Origin of the sequence: Kitasatospora saccharophila (assembly GCF_039529925.1) — a bacterium.
Lineage (GTDB): Bacteria > Actinomycetota > Actinomycetes > Streptomycetales > Streptomycetaceae > Kitasatospora > Kitasatospora saccharophila.
On record NZ_BAAANS010000019.1, the window covers coordinates 69157 to 85199 of the forward strand.

The following is a 16043-nucleotide window of genomic DNA, read 5'->3' on the forward strand; positions in this document are numbered from 1 at the left end:
CCGGGCCGCCGCCCCGCGCTCAGACCTCCAGCGTCGACTCGATCCGCTTCAACTGGTGCCGGGCCATCGCCAGGTTGGACCGGCTGCGGTTGAGCGCGAGGTACAGGAACAGGCCGCGCCCGCTGGACGTGGTGAGCGGCCGGATCAGGTGGTACTGGCCGGTCAGGGTGACCAGGATGTCCTCGATGCCGTCGTCGTGGAGATTGAGCATTTCCATCGCCCGCATCTTGGCACGGACCAGGTCCGTGTTGGCGGCCGCGGCGACGTTCAGGTCGATCTCGCCGCCGTCCCCGAGGGTGCCCAGCGCCATGCCGCTGCCGTAGTCCACCAGGGCGACCCCGATGGCTCCTTCGATGGTCATGGCTTCCTTGAGCGAGGTTTCGAGGTTCGCCATCGCCGTGTCTCCTGTCCTGGTCGTGATCGGTTCGGCACGACTGTAGGAACGGGATCGCACTGCGGCCGAGTGTTGATCGGAATCTTCCGCTTCTGGCTCTTCTCTGATCGGTCCGTGCCGATTCGCTGACCACATGAAGACATTTGCAACTCAGGATGTGAACAGTTCACGCGTGCACGATTCCTGCGGCCGCCGTCGGGGAACCCGGTCCGGGGCGCGGTGCCGACCGCGGTGCGGGCCGGGCGCCGACCCTCGCCTGACGTGGGCACATCATCGGAGAACTGCCGGAAAAGTCTGATGTTGATGTCACTCCAGACGGGTAATCTCAGGCTGAGATGCTCGATCACCACACCCCACGCACCCGCTGCGCCCCGTCGCCGTCCGCGGCCACGGCCCCGCAGCCGCAGGCGTCGCCGTCTGCGTTCTCGTCCGGCCACACTCACGGGAAGAACAGGTGACGCCAGTGCCTACCAGCCCCACGCCCGAGGAGCAGCTCGACCCCGCGGCCCGCGCCGCCGCCGACCGCGCGGAGGAGGAGCTCAGCCCCGCCGAGCGCTACGCCGCCTCGCGCGAGCGCGCCAAGGAGCAGGCCACCGCCCTGTACGGCTTCCGGCAGCTGTACGACTTCCCGCTCGACGACTTCCAGCTCCGCGCCTGCCGCACGCTGGAGGAGGGCAAGGGCGTCCTGGTCGCCGCCCCCACCGGCTCCGGCAAGACCATCGTCGGCGAGTTCGCGGTGCACCTGGCGCTGGCCGGCGGCCGCAAGTGCTTCTACACCACGCCGATCAAGGCGCTGTCGAACCAGAAGTACGGAGACCTGGTCAAGCGCTACGGCCAGGCCAAGGTCGGCCTGCTCACCGGCGACAACTCCGTCAACGGGGACGCGCCGGTCGTCGTGATGACCACCGAGGTCCTGCGCAACATGCTGTACGCGGGCTCCAACGCCCTCGACGGCCTCGGCTACGTGGTGATGGACGAGGTGCACTACCTCGCCGACCGGTTCCGCGGCGCCGTCTGGGAGGAGGTCATCATCCACCTCCCCGAGTCGGTGACCCTGGTGTCGCTCTCCGCGACCGTCTCCAACGCCGAGGAGTTCGGCGACTGGCTGGACACCGTCCGCGGCGGCACCGAGGTGATCGTCTCCGAGCACCGCCCCGTCCCGCTCTGGCAGCACGTGATGGCCGGCAACCGGATGTACGACCTGTTCGCCAGCCCCGACCGGGACGGCCGCCCCAAGGGCAGCCTGAAGAACCCCGCCAAGGCGGTCAACCCCGAACTCGTCCGGCTCGCCCGCTCCGAGGCCGACCGCGGCCGCGACCGGTTCGCCCGCGGCCGCGGCCGCTCGATGCCCACCGGCCGCCCCGGCCGGGTCTGGACGCCGAGCCGGGTCGACGTGATCGACCGGCTCGACGCCGAGGGCCTGCTGCCCGCGATCACCTTCATCTTCAGCCGGGCCGGCTGCGAGGCCGCCGTCCAGCAGTGCCTCAACTCCGGCCTGCGGCTGAACCGGGACGCCGACCGCTTCAAGGTCCGCCAGTTCGTCGAGGAGCGCTGCCGCGACATCCCCGACGAGGACCTGCACGTCCTCGGCTACTACGAGTGGCTGGACGGCCTGGAGCGCGGCATCGCCGCCCACCACGCCGGCATGCTGCCCCGGTTCAAGGAGGTCGTCGAGGAGCTGTTCGTCCAGGGCCTGGTCAAGGCGGTCTTCGCCACCGAGACGCTCGCCCTCGGCATCAACATGCCCGCCCGCTCGGTGGTCATGGAGAAGCTGGTCAAGTGGAACGGCGAGACCCACGCCGACATCACCCCCGGCGAGTACACCCAGCTCACCGGCCGGGCCGGCCGCCGCGGCATCGACGTCGAGGGCCACGCCGTGGTCCTGTGGCAGCGCGGCCTCGACCCGGAGGCGCTGGCCGGCCTGGCCGGCACCCGCACCTACCCGCTCAAGTCCTCCTTCCGCCCCTCGTACAACATGGCCGTCAACCTGGTCGGCCAGTTCGGGCGGCACCGCTCCCGGGAACTGCTGGAGACCTCCTTCGCGCAGTTCCAGGCCGACCGCTCGGTGGTCGGCATCGCCCGCCAGGTGCAGCGCAACGAGGAGGGCCTGGAGGGCTACCGCGAGTCGATGACCTGCCACCTCGGCGACTTCGACGAGTACATGCAGCTGCGCCGCGACCTCAAGGACCGCGAGAACGCGCTCGCCCGGGAAGGCTCCAGCCAGCGCCGCAACGCCGCCGTCGAGGCGATCGAGCAGCTCAGGCCCGGCGACATCATCCACGTCCCGACCGGCAAGTTCGCCGGCCTCGCGCTCGTCCTCGACCCCGGCCTCCCGCCGGACGGCCGCAGCGGCCGCGGCGGCCACCACCGGCACCCCGACTTCCAGGACGGGCCGCGCCCCGTCGTGCTCACCGCCGAACGCCAGGTCAAGCGCCTCGCGATGATCGACTTCCCGTACCCGGTCACCGCGGTGGACCGGATGCGGATCCCCAAGTCCTTCAACCCGCGCAGCCCGCAGTCCCGCCGCGACCTCGCCTCCGCGCTGCGCACCAAGGCCGGCCACCTCGAACCCGAGCGCCACCGCAAGGGCCGCGCCGCCGCCGCCGACGACCCCGAGATCAGCCGGCTGCGCACCGCCCTGCGCCAGCACCCCTGCCACGGCTGCGACGAGCGCGAGGACCACGCCCGCTGGTCCGAGCGCTACCACCGCCTGCACCGCGACACCGAACTCCTCGAACGCCGGATGCGCTCGCGCACCCACACCATCGCCCGCACCTTCGACCGGGTCTGCGGCCTGCTCGCCGACCTCGGCTACCTCAGCGCCGACACCGTCACCGCCGACGGCAAGCGCCTCGCCCGGCTCTACGGCGAACTCGACCTGCTCGCCTCCGAGTGCATCCGCGAGGGCGTCTGGGACGGCCTGGCCGCCGCCGAACTCGCCGCCTGCGCCTCCGCGCTGGTCTACGAGGCCCGCCAGTCCGACGACGCGACCGCCCCGCGCGTCCCCGAGGGCGGCGCCAAGGACGCGCTCGGCAAGATGGTCCGGATCTGGAGCCGGCTCGACGACCTGGAGGAGCAGCACAAGATCTCCACCGCCGAGGGCGTCGGCCAGCGCGAACCCGACCTCGGCTTCGCCTGGACGGCCTACCGCTGGGCGCTCGGCCACGACCTCGACGCCGTGCTGCGCGACGCCGACATGCCGGCCGGCGACTTCGTCCGCTGGACCAAGCAGCTGATCGACGTCCTCGGCCAGATCCAGGACGCGGCGGGCGACAACGCCGACCTGCGCAAGACCGCCCGCAAGGCGGTCGACGGCATGCGGCGCGGCATCATCGCGTACTCGTCGGTCGGGTAGCCGTTCCGGCCGCTTCCGGTCGATTCTGGTCGATTCTGGTCCGTTGCGGCGAAGGGCCCGACCACCCGTGCGGTGGTCGGGCCCTTCGCCGTTGCCGTCGCTCCCGGGAGGGGCGGCCGGGTCAGGCCGCGAGCAGGTGCTGCAGCAGGTCGCGGTAGGCGCGCAGGGACAGCCGCAGGTCCTCGGTGCGGGAGGGGGCGTCGGCGGGGGACCGGTCGCCGTCGGTCCGCCAGGCGTCGCGCAGCGAGGCACGGCGCTCCTGCAGGCGGCCGGTCAGTTCGCGGACCGTCTCGTCCAGGGCCTCGTCCGCCTCCCGTACGGCCTGGTCCGGGTCGTCGACGAAGCTGCCCACCGCGTGGTCGAGCCGGCCGGTCAGCCGGGAGGTGAGCTCCGGCGGCAGGAGCGGGTCGGCGTCGCTCCCGACGGACGGGTTCCCGGCGGACGGGATCCCGGCGGTGGAGCGCGGGCGGGCGGGGACGGCGGCCTTCGACAGGTCGGCGGTGGCGGGGTCGAGGGCGGAGTCGAGGACGTCGGCCCGCTCGGAGGCCGGCGCCGGGGCGGGCACGGGCGCCGGGCGGGGGGACCCGGTCGAAGGCGCCGGGCCGAGGTCCTGTCCGGTGCCGGTGCCGTTGTTGGGGCCGGTGCCGGTGCCGTTGTTGGGGCCGGTGGTGGAGACGAAGCGGCCTCGGGCGGGGTTCGGGCCCTTGCCGGGGGCGCGGTCGGTGGTGTGGTCGGTGGCGCGGTCGTTGGTGGTCATGCTGTCCTCCTCCTCGGGGAACGGTGGGGCGGCGGGGGATTCCGGCGGGGGCTCAGGCGTGGTGCCCGTGCTGGGTCGGCACCCGCCCGGCGGACGGCGTTCCGGCCCCGGCCGTCCGGCCGGCGGGGACGCGCTCCGGCTCGCCGCCGCCGACCAGCGCGGTGAACAGCTCCCGGGCCCGGACCAGGGCCGCGCGCTGCTCCTCGGTCGCCGAGGAGCCTCCGGCGCCGTCCGGCCGGGAGAGCGCGCGCAGCGTCCGGTAGGACTCGACGTGCTCGCCGTGGTCGACCGAGATGGTGTCGATCTGCGCGTCCACGTCGGAGTCCGGGTAGCCGCGGTCCCGGGCCACCCGGGCCAGCAGCGCCTCCGCGTTGGCCAGCGCCTGCCGGGGATCGTCCACGAAGCGCGCCTTCACCTGCGCCCACTGCTCCTCGGCCCGCGCACGCTCGGCCGCGCTCAGCGGGGTCAGGGTCAACTCCCGGTGCCGCTCCACCCGCTCGGCGAGCTCGCGCTCGGCCGCGGCGGTGTCACCGCCGTGCCGGGCGACGGTGCGCTCGTACTCGGGCCCGAACCGGCGGCTCAGGCTGGGGTGCTGCTGCTGGTGGCGGTGGAAGGCGAACGCGCCGAGCGCCGCCACCACCAGGACGATCACGACGACCGCCACGATCAGACCGCTGGACATGCTCTGCCTCCTGACACGAGGGGCGCCCGCCCGGGGCCGCCCCCGGTTCGGTTCGCTCCCGGCATCGGGTGACCCGTCCGCGGATCGGCAAACACGGCAGCTTCCTGACGGTCCGTCAGACGGGGTTCCGGCGGTGTCGGCGGCTCGGGTTCCTCCCCTCCTCCGCGCCCGCCCGCAGGGCGTTCTCAGCTGCCGGGCACCGGGCCGGTGGAGTCGCGGACGATGAGTTCGGTGGCGAGTTCGACGTGCAGGGCTTCGACGGCGGTGCCCTCCAGGAGGCGGAGGAGGAGGCTGACGGCCAGGCCGCCCAGTTCTTCGAGGGGTTGGCGGACGGTGGTGAGGGCGGGGACGGAGGTGCGGCTGAGGTACTCGTCGTCGAAGCCGACGACGGAGAGGTCCAGGGGGACGCGCAGGCCGCGGACGTGGGCGGCGCGGAGGGCGCCGATGGCGGCCTTGTCGTTGAAGGCGACCAGGGCGGTGGGGCGGTCGGGGAGGTCGAGGAGGCGGCCGGCGGCGGTGTGGCCCCAGTCGCTGGTGGGTTCGATGCTGGTGACGAGTTCCGGCGGGATCAGGACGCCGGCCTCGGCGAGGGCCGCGGTGTGGCCGGCGAAGCGGGAGGCGGAGGCGAGCCAGTCCTCCGGGCCGTTGATGAAGCCGATCCGGCGGTGGCCGAGGGCGACCAGGTGGGCGGTGAGGTTGCGGGCGCCGGTGAAGTGGGAGGCGGAGACGGCGGCGATGTCGCGGGGGACGGGGGTGCGCGGGTCGATGACGACGAACGGGAAGTCCTGGCGGCGCAGTTGCTCCAGTTCGGCGCCGTCCTCGACCGGGAGGACGAGCAGCGCCCCGGCGAGGTCGCGGCGGCGGGGGAGCCCGGCGAGGGCCCCGTTGTGCTGGGCGGAGCTGCCCGCGCTGAGGATCAGTTCCCGGCCGTGCCGGTCGAGCGCCTCGGCGACGGCGGTGACGATGGTGCCGAAGTAGTCGGTGAGCAGGTAGGGGCAGCGGACGAAGACGGCGCCGGGCCGGGCGGTCCGCTTGGCGGCGGCGGGGTGGGGGCCGGGGGCGCCGAGGCGTTCCATCGCGTCGCGGACGGCGGCCTCGGTCCGTTCGGAGACGGTGGCCTGACCGGTGAGGACGCGGGAGACGGTGGCGGGGGAGACCCCGGCGGCGGCGGCGATCTCCCGGACGGTGACCCGCGTCGACTTCGGTCTACCCATGTGTTTCACCGTTTCGTTTCATGTAAGCGATCATACAACTCTCAATTCGCAAGGGGTGCAGGAATCTTGACAGGGGGAAAGTCGGTGCCGTTTCCTGAACGCACGCAAAGATGTCAGAAACGTTTCATTTTGTTTCATGAAGGCAAGGCGAGAGGAACCCGATGTACCGACGCGTGCTCGGCACCGCCACGGCCGCCGCCGTGGCCCTGGGCCTGATGGGAGCCGCCCCCGCGCCCTCGCACCGGACCGCCGAGGTCCAGGTCTGGGTCACCACCCCCGACGGCGCCGAACTGCTGCACCAGCGCCCCTCGGTGACGTTCCACCGGGGCGCCTCCGCCCGCGCCACCATCACCGTCGACCCGACCCAGACCTTCCAGCGGATGGACGGCTTCGGCGCCTCGGTCACCGACTCCGCCGCCGCCGTGCTGAGCTCGCTGCCCCCGGCCGACCGGGACGCCGCGCTGCGCCGCCTCTTCGACCCCGCCGACGGGATCGGCATCAGCATGCTGCGCCAGCCGATCGGCTCCTCCGACTTCACGGCCGCCGCCGCGCACTACACCTACGACGACGTCCCCGCCGGGCAGAGCGACTTCGCGCTGGCGCACTTCTCGATCGCCCACGACGAACGGCAGATCCTCCCGCTGCTGCGCCGGGCCCGGCAACTCGACCCGGAGCTGACCGTGGTGGCGACGCCGTGGAGCCCGCCGGCCTGGATGAAGACCGGCGACTCACTGCTGGAGGGCAAGCTCAAGGACGACCCGGCGGTCTACGACGCCTACGCCCGCTACCTGGTGAAGTTCGTGCAGGCGTACGCGGCGGCGGGCGTCCCGGTGGACTACCTGACCGTCCAGAACGAGCCGCAGAACCGCAAGCCCAACGCGTACCCGGGCACCGACCTGACCGCCGAGCAGGAGGAGAAGGTGATCGAGGCGCTCGGGCCGTTGCTGAAGAAGGCCAGCCCGCGCACGAAGATCCTCGGGTACGACCACAACTGGGCCACCCACCCCGACGACGTCCGCAACACGCCGCCCGGCGAGGACCCGGAGACCGACTACCCCTACCGGCTGCTGGACGGCGACGCCGCCGAGTGGCTGGCCGGGACGGCCTACCACTGCTACGCGGGCGACCCGTCCGCGCAGAGCGCGCTGCACGACGCGCACCCGGACAAGGGCATCTGGTTCACCGAGTGCTCCGGCTCGCACGGCCCCGACGACACCCCCGCGCAGACCTTCCGGTCCACGCTCACCTGGCACGCCCGCAACCTGACCGTCGGCGCGACCCGCAACTGGGCCAAGTCCGTGCTCAATTGGAACATCGCACTGGACGAGCACGACGGCCCGCACAACGGCGGCTGCGGCACCTGCACCGCGCTGCTGACCGTGCACGACGACCACGGCGTGACCACCGGCGCCGAGTACTACACCATCGGCCACCTGTCGAAGTTCGTCCGCCCCGGCGCCGTCCGGATCGCCAGCACCAGCTTCGGAACGCCGGGCTGGAACGGGCAGGTGACCGACGTCGCGTTCACCGACCCGGACGGGTCGACCGTGCTGGTGGTGCACAACGAGAACGACGCGCCGCGCGACTTCGCCGTCGCGGTCGGCGGGCAGAGCTTCGAGTACACCCTGCCCGGCGGCGCGCTCGCCACCTTCCGCTGGCCGAAGTCCGGTGCGCCGAAGCCGGACCGGCGCGAGGTGCCGCTCACCGGCGCCACCGCCACCGCCCAGCCGGCCGCCGCCGACGCCCGGCTGGCGATCGACGCGGACGCCTCCACCCGGTGGAGCACCGGCCAGGCCCAGGCCCCCGGCCAGTACCTGCGGATCGACCTCGGACGGCGCACCGCCTTCGACCGGATCGCCCTCGACAGCGGCGACAACACCGGTGACTACGCCCGGGGTTGGCGGATCGAGGCGAGCGAGGACGGCGCCCGCTGGCGCCCCCTCGCCACCGGCGCCGGCACCGGCCAGCTGACCACCGTCGACCTGCCGCGCGACACCCGGGCCCGCTACCTGCGGATCACCGGCACGGCCGCCGCGCCCGGCTGGTGGAGCCTCGCGGACGTCCGGCTCTACCGCTGACCCCCACCGGCCCGCGCAGCACCCGACGCCCCGCGAGCCCCACCCCGCACCGCACCACCTCGCACCGCTCCACCCCGTAGTGCCAACACCCCCACCCCCCCACGAGGAGCAGTCCCATGCACGGACCGCACCGTCCCGTCCGCCTCGCCGTGGCCCTCGCGCTGGCCGCCGCCGGCCTGGCCACCGCCGGCGGAACGGCCGCCCAGGCGGCCGACACCACCGCCCAGGTCTGGATCACCACCGCCGACGGCAACAGCCGGCTGGCGCAGGCCGCTTCCGTCCCGTTCTCCGCCACCGCCCCGCAGGCGCAGGACATCGCGGTGAACGCGGCCGACGTCCAGCAGCCGCTGGTCGGCTTCGGCGCCGCGTTCACCGAGTCCTCCGCCCACCTGGTGGCCGGGCTGTCCGCGACCACCCGGGCCAACCTGATGAACGACCTGTTCTCCACCGCGGGCGGCGGCATCGGCCTCAACTACCTGCGCCAGCCGCTCGGCGCCTCCGACTTCGTCTCCCACCTGCCGTTCTACTCGTACGAGGACACCAGGGGCTCGTTCTCGATCGCCCGCGACCAGCAGGAGATCCTGCCCGCGATCAACCAGGCCCGCGCCGTCAACCCGAACATCCGGATCATGGGCACCCCGTGGTCGCCGCCCGCCTGGATGAAGACCTCCAACTCGCTGAACGGCGGCAGCCTGAAGCCGGAGAACTACGGGGACTTCGCCGACTACCTGGTCAAGGCGATCCAGGCGTACGGTGCGGCGGGCGCCCCGATCAGCGACCTGACGGTGGCCAACGAGCCCAAGTTCCAGACCACTTACCCCTCGACCGGGATGACGTCCGCCCAACAGGCCGACTTCATCAAGGTGTTGGACGGCAAGCTGACCGCAGCGGGCCTGTCCACCGACCTCTACGCGTACGACCACAACTGGGACGACACCTCGTTCCCGCTGGGCGTGCTCTCCCAGGACGCCTCGGTGGCCCGGCTCAAGGGCGCCGCGTTCCACTGCTACGGCGGCCAGCCCGAGGCCGAGCAGCAGGTCGCGAACACCGGGAAGGCGGTGTTCTTCACCGAGTGCACCGGTACCGACTCGGCCACCCCGGCGCAGACCTTCAGCAACACGCTGAAGTGGCAGACCGAGAACCTGATCATCCGCAACCTGCGCAGCGGCGGCCGCACCGCCGTGCTGTGGAACGTCGCGCTGGACGCCAACGGCGGCCCGCAGTACGGCAACTGCTCCACCACCTGCAACGGCGTGCTGGAGGTCGCGGGCGGCACGTACAGCAAGAACGCCGAGTACTACGTGCTCGGCCACGTCTCCAAGTTCGTCCGGCCGGGCGCCCACCGGATCGGCTCCACCAGCCAGGGCAGCGGCGGCCTGCAGGACGTCGCCTTCCTGAACCCGGACGGCTCGCGCGGCGCGGTGGTGCTCAACGCCACCGGCGGCTCGCAGCACTTCTCGATCAGCGACGGCGGACGCTCGCTGGTCTACGACCTCCCGGCCGGCGCGGTCGCCACCTTCACCTGGCCCGGCACGCCCACCGGCGGCGGCACGGGGGGCACGGGCGGGAGCATCGACACCGCGGCCTGGTACGCCCTGGCCAACGCCAACTCCGGCAAGTGCGTGGACGCCACCGGCTGGGGCACCGCCAACGGCACCGCCGTCCAGCAGTGGGCCTGCGGCACCGGCGCCAACCAGCAGTGGCAGTTCACCCCCACCGACAGCGGCTACTACCGGGTCACCAACCGCAACGCCGCCGCGGCCGCCCAGGTGCTCGACGTGACCGGGGCCGCCACCGCCGACGGGGCCAAGCTCCAGACCTGGCAGTGGTCCTCGGGCGCCAACCAGCAGTTCAAGCCGGTCCAGCAGGCCAACGGCAGCTGGACCCTGGTCAACCGGAACAGCGGCAAGTGCCTGGACGTCACCGACGTCTCCACCGCGGACGGCGCCCGCCTCCAGCAGTGGACCTGCACCGGCGGCTCCGCGCAGTCCTTCCGGCTGACCGCGCAGTGAGCCCGACCCCCTGACGGGGGCGGCCGGTTGGTGGACCGGACCGCCCCACGGGGTGCCCGCCGCGGACGACGCCTGAGCGCCGCGGCGGGCACCCCACCCTTTCCCCCACCGCGTCGGCCGGCCGATGCTCCAGCCGGAGGCGTCGGGAGGAACCGGTGCGTCCAGGCGCCAGCCGTTGGCGAAGCGCACCCGCAGGCCGCCCGCATCGGACGCGTGGACCTCGGCGATCACCTGATCGAGCAGGTGCGGCAGCCGGGCGAGGTCGGTCCGGGTGGAGACGTCGACGGGCACGGTCCCGTGGTCCGTGGTCAGCTCGGCGGGGCCGTGCACCTCGATCCGGTGCGAACCGGCGCGGAGTCGCAGGCCGTTGCCGATGACCAGTTCCACGATGCCGGTCCCGCGCATCGAGCGGATGTTCCAGCCGTCTTCCGTGCGGCGACACCGGGCGGGACTCCGCCGAGTCGACGTGTTCCGTTCAAGCCCCGCTTACCTCACCATGGGACCGTGCCGGTGCGCCTACGCGCGTAGCGCAGCACGTCTGTGCCGCTCCCCTCCCACGGTACGAGGAGATTGACAGATGATCAGGGCTTCGAAGGCCGTCCGCCCGGCCGCCCTCGCCGCGGCCGGCCTGGTGCTCGCCGCCACGGCCGCGACCGTCCAGCCGCACCCCGCCTCGGCGGCCACCACCGCCGGCACCGCCACCACCGTGACCGCGCCCAAGCGGGTGCTGTTCGACAACAGCAAGGGCGAGACCGCCGGGAACGCCGACTGGATCATCTCCACCAGCCAGCCCGACCCGCTGGTCCAGAACGCCAACCCCGCCGGCGAGACCTCCTGGACCGGCGCCGTCTCCGCCTGGGGCGTCGCCCTGCAGAAGACCGGCAACTACAGCCTCAAGACCCTCCCGGCCGGCAACACCATCACCTACGGCACCGGCGGCGCGCTCGACCTCGCCAACTTCGACGAGTTCGTGCTCCCCGAGCCCAACGTCAAGCTCAGCGACGCCGAGAAGACCGCCGTGATGAAGTTCGTCCAGAACGGCGGCGGCCTGTTCCTGATCTCCGACCACACCCAGAGCGACCGCAACAACGACGGCTGGGACTCCCCGGCGATCATCAACGACCTGCTCACCACCAACAGCGTCGACAACACCGACCCGTTCGGCTTCTCCGTCGACCTGCTGAACATCACCACCGACAACCCGCGCGCGATCACCGACACCACCGACCCGGTGCTGAACGGCTCCTTCGGCAAGGTCACCGGCTCGATCATCCGCAACGGCACCACCTTCACCCTCAAGCCCGCCGACAACCCCGCCGTCAAGGGCCTGCTCTACCGCACCGGCTACAGCGGCAACACCGGCGCCGCCTTCGTCACCTCCACCTTCGGCAGCGGCCGGGTCGCCATCTGGGGCGACTCCTCCCCGATCGACGACGGCACCGGCCAGTCCGGCAACACCCTCTACAACGGCTGGAACGACCCGGCCGGCACCGACGCCGCCCTCGCCCTGAACGCCACCGCCTGGCTCGCCCAGAGCAGCGGCACCGGCACCGGCGGCGGCACCGGTGGTGGCACGGGCGGCGGCACCGGCTGCACCGCCGCCCAGCTGATCACCAACCCCGGCTTCGAGACCGGCTCCACCTCCGGCTGGACCGAGACCAACAGCAACGGCACCAGCACCATCAACTCCAGCAGCAGCGAGCCCGCCCACAGCGGCAGCTACGACGCCTGGCTCGACGGCTACGGCGCCACCACCACCGACACCCTCGCCCAGACCGTCACCCTCCCGGCCGGCTGCGCCGCCTACACGCTGAGCTTCTGGCTGCACATCGACAGCGCCGCCTCCACCACCAGCGCCTTCGACACCCTCACCGTCACCGCCAACGGCACCACCCTCGCCGGCTACAACAACACCAACGCCGCCGCCGGCTACCAGCAGCGCACCTTCAACCTGGCCGGCTACGCGGGCCAGAGCGTCACGCTGAAGTTCACCGGCACCGAGGACTACACCAAGCAGACCTCCTTCGTCCTCGACGACGTCAACGTCAACGTCTCCTGACTCCGCACCGGCCCCGCGCCGGACCCGCACCGGACCCGCCGCGGGGGCCGCCCCTCGGGCGTCCGCCGCGGAAACCCGTTCCCCCGACCGCCGGGTCGGGGGCATGATGACCGGATGAACCGCACCGACCAGCAGCTTTCCCGCCAACGCTTCCACGTCATCGTGCTGTCGAACTTCGCCCGGGGCTTCGACAAGTACGCGCTCAGCTACGGCAAGGCGGGCATCCCGGAGAGCACCTTCCCGGACCGGTTCCACCTGCTGACCCGCGCGGAACTGGGCATCGGCACCGCCAAGGCCGGCCGGCTGCTGGAACGGCTGGCGATACCGGGCGACCGGCTGCTGGTGCTGGAGACCGACGTCGACCCCGCCGAGCTGCGCCCCAACGAGGGCACCGGCCTCGGCGCGGAACTGCGCGAGGACCGGATCCGGCTGACCGCCGTCCACGAACTCGACCCGGCCGCACCGGACGGGACGCGGCCCGCCCTGCGCCCCACCACCGTCGAGGACGCGATGGCCGCCTCGCTGAGCCTGCACCCGCGGCTCGGCGACTACGCCGACCTGCGGCCGCGCTCGGTCTCCGTCCTGCCGGTCGCCGCCGCCTGCCAGGCCAAGTGCGCGTTCTGCTTCTCCGCCGCCTCCATCTCCAGCGACCAGCCGCCCGCCCGCGTCCCCTGGGAGACGGTCGGCGCCTGGCTGGAACGCGGCCGCGCCGCGGGCGCCGAACGGGCGGTGATCACCGGCGGCGGCGAACCCACCCTGCTCCCGTTCGACCAGCAGGTGCGACTGGTCGCCGCCTGCGCCGCCGCCTTCCCCAAGACCGTCCTGATCAGCAACGCCCACAACCTGGCCAAGCTCGCCCCCGCCGAGCGCGCCGACCGGCTGGCCGACCTCGCCGCCGCCGGCCTGAGCGTCCTCGCCGTCTCCCGGCACCACCAGGACGACGAGGTCAGCGAACGGCTGATGGCCCTGCGCACCCCCGTCGGCGAGGTCGTCGACACCTGGCGCGCGGGACGCGAACGCTGGCCCGGACTGCGGCTGCGACTGATCTGCGTCCTCCAGCACGGCGGCGTCGCCGACGAGGTGGGCGTCGCCGACTACCTCTCCTGGGCCGCCGCGCACGGCGTCGGGGAAGTCTGCTTCAAGGAGCTGTACGTCTCCACCAGCACCGAATCGCTCTACCACGACCACGCCGCCAACCGCTGGAGCCGCGACCACCAGGTCCCGCTCGCCGTCGTCACCCGCTTCGCCGAGCGGCACGGCTTCACCCGGACCGACAGCCTGCCCTGGGGCGCCCCCGTCTTCGCCGGCGAATGGGACGGCCACCCGATCCGGATCGCCGCCTACACCGAGCCCAGCCTGCTCTGGGAACGCACCCACGGCCTCGTCCGCAGCTGGAACGTGCTCGCCGACGGCCGCTGCTACGCCTCGCTGGAGGACCGGGCCAGCGAGATCACCGGCGCGAGCGGCGGCGGGGTCACCGGCGCGAGCGGCGGCATGGCCGGTGCCGTGACCGGTGGCGTGGCCGGCAGCGTGATCACCATCGGAACCAGCATCGGGACCGCCGGCGGGACCGGCGCGGAAGGCGTGACGGCGTGAACCACCAGGAGCACCAGGCGTTCCGGCAGCAGCGGCTGCAAGCCGACCCGTCGCTGTTGGACGCCGCCGAGACCAACCTGTACCGGGCGCTCGCCCCGCTGCGCCCCGAACCGGCGGATCCGGCGGACGGAGCGGACCCGGCGGACGGGACGGACGGGGGCACCGTCCGCACGGTGTACCGCTGCGACCTGGCCCGCACCTGGCTGCGCCGCTACGGCCTGCCCGAGCAGTGGTCGCGCCGCGCCCTGGTCAGCCGCGGCGTCCGGCACGGCCTCGACCTGGTCTTCCGGCACCTGGACGCGGTCGGGGCCCGGCTCTGGCTGCCCGCCGACGTCTACCCGGTCTACTTCGAGCTGGCCCGCGCCGCCGGGCTGGCTCCCGACAGCTACCCGACGCTGCCCGCCCCCGTCCTGCCGCAGGCCCCGCCGGACGGCGAGCGCCCCGAGTACCTGCTGCTGGCCAACCCCAGCAAGCCGCTCGGCCGGTACCTCACCGAGCCCGAGTGCACCGGACTGGCCGACTGGCTGCGCGGTTCCCCGCACCGCCGCCTGCTGATCGACACCGTCTACGACCTGGACACCCCGTTCGCCCCCGGCACCCGGCGGCTGCTGGACACCGGCCGCGCCGTCCTGCTGCACTCGGTCACCAAGGGCTGGCTGCACCCCCGCACCTTCGGCATCGTCCTGCTCGGCCCGGACGACACCGCGATCGCCGAGGCGTTCCGCGGCGACCCGCCCAGCCAGGCCCGACTCCGGCTGGCCGAGAGCCTGTTGACCGAGCACGCGGACACCCCGCGGCAGGTCGCCGCCGCCCTGGCCGCCCGCGCCGAACGGCTGCTGGGGCGGCTCCCGGCCGACGTCCGGGCCGGGATCCCCGAGGCGGCCCGCACCAGCCCGGGCAACTACTTCTTCCCGGTGGACACCCCCGCCGGGATCCTGCTGGCCGAGCACGGCCTGCTCGCGATCCCGGCCACCGTCTTCGGCGACACCCCCTGGACCGGCTCCGTCCTGACCAGCCTCGCCGACCCCTTCGCCCCCGCCCCCGATCCCGATCCTTCCCCCGCCGCCACCGCCATCACCGCCCCCGCTCCGGAGAACGCCCGATGAAACCGCTGCAGGACCTCGCCGTGTACGACGACGCGGAGTTCTACGACCACGAGTTCGCCACCCGCGGCCACGACGTCCCGTTCTTCCTCGACCGGGCCGTCCGGGCCGACGGCCCGGTGCTGGAGGTCGCCTGCGGCACCGGGCGGATCACCCTGCCGATCGCCCGCGCGGGCGTCGACGTCACCGGCCTCGACGTGATGCCCAGCATGCTCGCGCTGGCCCGCCGCCGCTCCGCCGCAGAGGGCCTGCCCGTCGAGTGGCTCGAACAGGACTGCCGCGCCATCCGCACCGACCGCCGCTACGCCCTGGTCTTCTCCGCCACCAACGCGATGCAGCACCTGCACGACCTGGACTCCGTGCTCGCCTTCCTCACCTCCGCGCGCGAGGTGCTGCGCCCCGGCGGCACGCTGGTCCTGGACGTGTTCAACCCCGCCCCGGCCAAGCTCACCCGGCTCCCCGACGCGCCCTACCACCACAAGTCGGTCACCGACCTGGACGGCACCCGGCTCGACGTCCGGGCGGCCACCCGCTACGACGCGGCCACCCAGGTGCTGCACTTCACCCTCGACTACCTGCGCGAGGGCGAGAGCGTCCGCACCAAGAAGGTCAGCATGCGCTGCTTCTTCCCCGAGGAACTGCTCGCCCTGTGCCGGCTGGCCGGCCTGGACGTCGTGCACCGCCAGGGGGACTACGACGGCTCCCCGTTCACCGGCGCCTCGCCCAAGCAGATCCTGACCTGCCGGGCGAGCACCGGCAACGGGCCGCGCTGACACGGGACTTCACCGGCCCG

11 protein-coding genes and 1 pseudogene are annotated in these 16043 nt (G+C 73.1%); 7 read left to right on the top strand and 5 right to left on the bottom strand.

Translation table 11 applies throughout. From position 1 onward, the window contains the following. Positions 1-19: 19 nt before the first annotated feature. Positions 20-394: a hypothetical protein gene (locus ABD345_RS15980; protein ID WP_014139772.1), complete on the bottom strand. Its 375-nt coding sequence runs from the start codon at positions 392-394 to the stop codon at positions 20-22. Positions 395-857: 463 nt separating this feature from the next. Here ABD345_RS15980 and ABD345_RS15985 point away from each other — a divergent pair, with 463 nt between their 5' ends. Next, positions 858-3749: a DEAD/DEAH box helicase gene (locus ABD345_RS15985; protein WP_344552779.1), complete on the top strand. Its 2892-nt coding sequence runs from the start codon at positions 858-860 to the stop codon at positions 3747-3749. Positions 3750-3870: 121 nt separating this feature from the next. On the opposite strand, the gene ABD345_RS15990 is transcribed toward ABD345_RS15985, so the two are convergent. The 3 genes from ABD345_RS15990 to ABD345_RS16000 all read right to left on the bottom strand — a co-directional run bounded on the left by ABD345_RS15990 (position 3871) and on the right by ABD345_RS16000 (position 6402). Beyond that, the gene (locus tag ABD345_RS15990) at positions 3871-4506 is read right to left on the bottom strand and encodes a hypothetical protein (RefSeq protein ID WP_344552780.1); all 636 of its coding nucleotides are present in this window, start codon (positions 4504-4506) and stop codon (positions 3871-3873) included. Positions 4507-4558: 52 nt separating this feature from the next. Continuing rightward, positions 4559-5188 carry a hypothetical protein gene (locus tag ABD345_RS15995; RefSeq protein WP_344552781.1) on the bottom strand — a complete coding sequence of 210 codons (630 nt, stop codon included), beginning with the start codon at positions 5186-5188 and terminating at the stop codon, positions 4559-4561. Between the two features lie 185 nt (positions 5189-5373). Then, positions 5374-6402 (bottom strand): LacI family DNA-binding transcriptional regulator, encoded by a 1029-nt coding sequence (locus ABD345_RS16000; protein ID WP_344552782.1) that lies wholly within the window; start codon positions 6400-6402, stop codon positions 5374-5376. 161 nt (positions 6403-6563) lie between these two features. Here ABD345_RS16000 and ABD345_RS16005 point away from each other — a divergent pair, with 161 nt between their 5' ends. Together ABD345_RS16005 and ABD345_RS16010 are read left to right on the top strand one after the other, a co-directional pair. Further along, on the top strand, positions 6564-8480 hold the full coding sequence (locus tag ABD345_RS16005; protein WP_344552783.1) for a discoidin domain-containing protein: 1917 nt from the start codon (positions 6564-6566) through the stop codon (positions 8478-8480). 116 nt (positions 8481-8596) lie between these two features. Then, entirely contained in the window at positions 8597-10492 is a 1896-nt protein-coding gene (locus ABD345_RS16010) for an RICIN domain-containing protein (protein WP_344552784.1), read from the top strand. Positions 10493-10615: 123 nt separating this feature from the next. On the opposite strand, the pseudogene ABD345_RS40300 reads toward ABD345_RS16010, so the two are convergent. Beyond that, positions 10616-10897 (bottom strand): annotated as a pseudogene (locus ABD345_RS40300) (DUF6188 family protein); the annotation flags it as partial. A 172-nt stretch (positions 10898-11069) separates the two neighbouring features. Here ABD345_RS40300 and ABD345_RS16015 point away from each other — a divergent pair. The 4 genes from ABD345_RS16015 to ABD345_RS16030 all read left to right on the top strand — a co-directional run bounded on the left by ABD345_RS16015 (position 11070) and on the right by ABD345_RS16030 (position 16023). After that, positions 11070-12551, top strand: a complete 1482-nt coding sequence (locus tag ABD345_RS16015; RefSeq protein WP_344552785.1) for a hydrolase — start codon at positions 11070-11072, stop codon at positions 12549-12551. Between the two features lie 114 nt (positions 12552-12665). Next, positions 12666-14147, top strand: a complete 1482-nt coding sequence (locus tag ABD345_RS16020; protein WP_344552787.1) for a radical SAM protein — start codon at positions 12666-12668, stop codon at positions 14145-14147. Beyond that, a complete protein-coding gene (locus ABD345_RS16025; protein WP_344552788.1) occupies positions 14144-15253 on the top strand; it encodes an aminotransferase class I/II-fold pyridoxal phosphate-dependent enzyme in 1110 nt (369 codons plus the stop codon). Before ABD345_RS16020 ends, ABD345_RS16025 begins: the two co-directional genes overlap by 4 nt. After that, entirely contained in the window at positions 15250-16023 is a 774-nt protein-coding gene (locus tag ABD345_RS16030) for a class I SAM-dependent methyltransferase (protein ID WP_344552789.1), read from the top strand. Before ABD345_RS16025 ends, ABD345_RS16030 begins: the two co-directional genes overlap by 4 nt. The last annotated feature ends 20 nt before the right edge of the window (positions 16024-16043 follow it).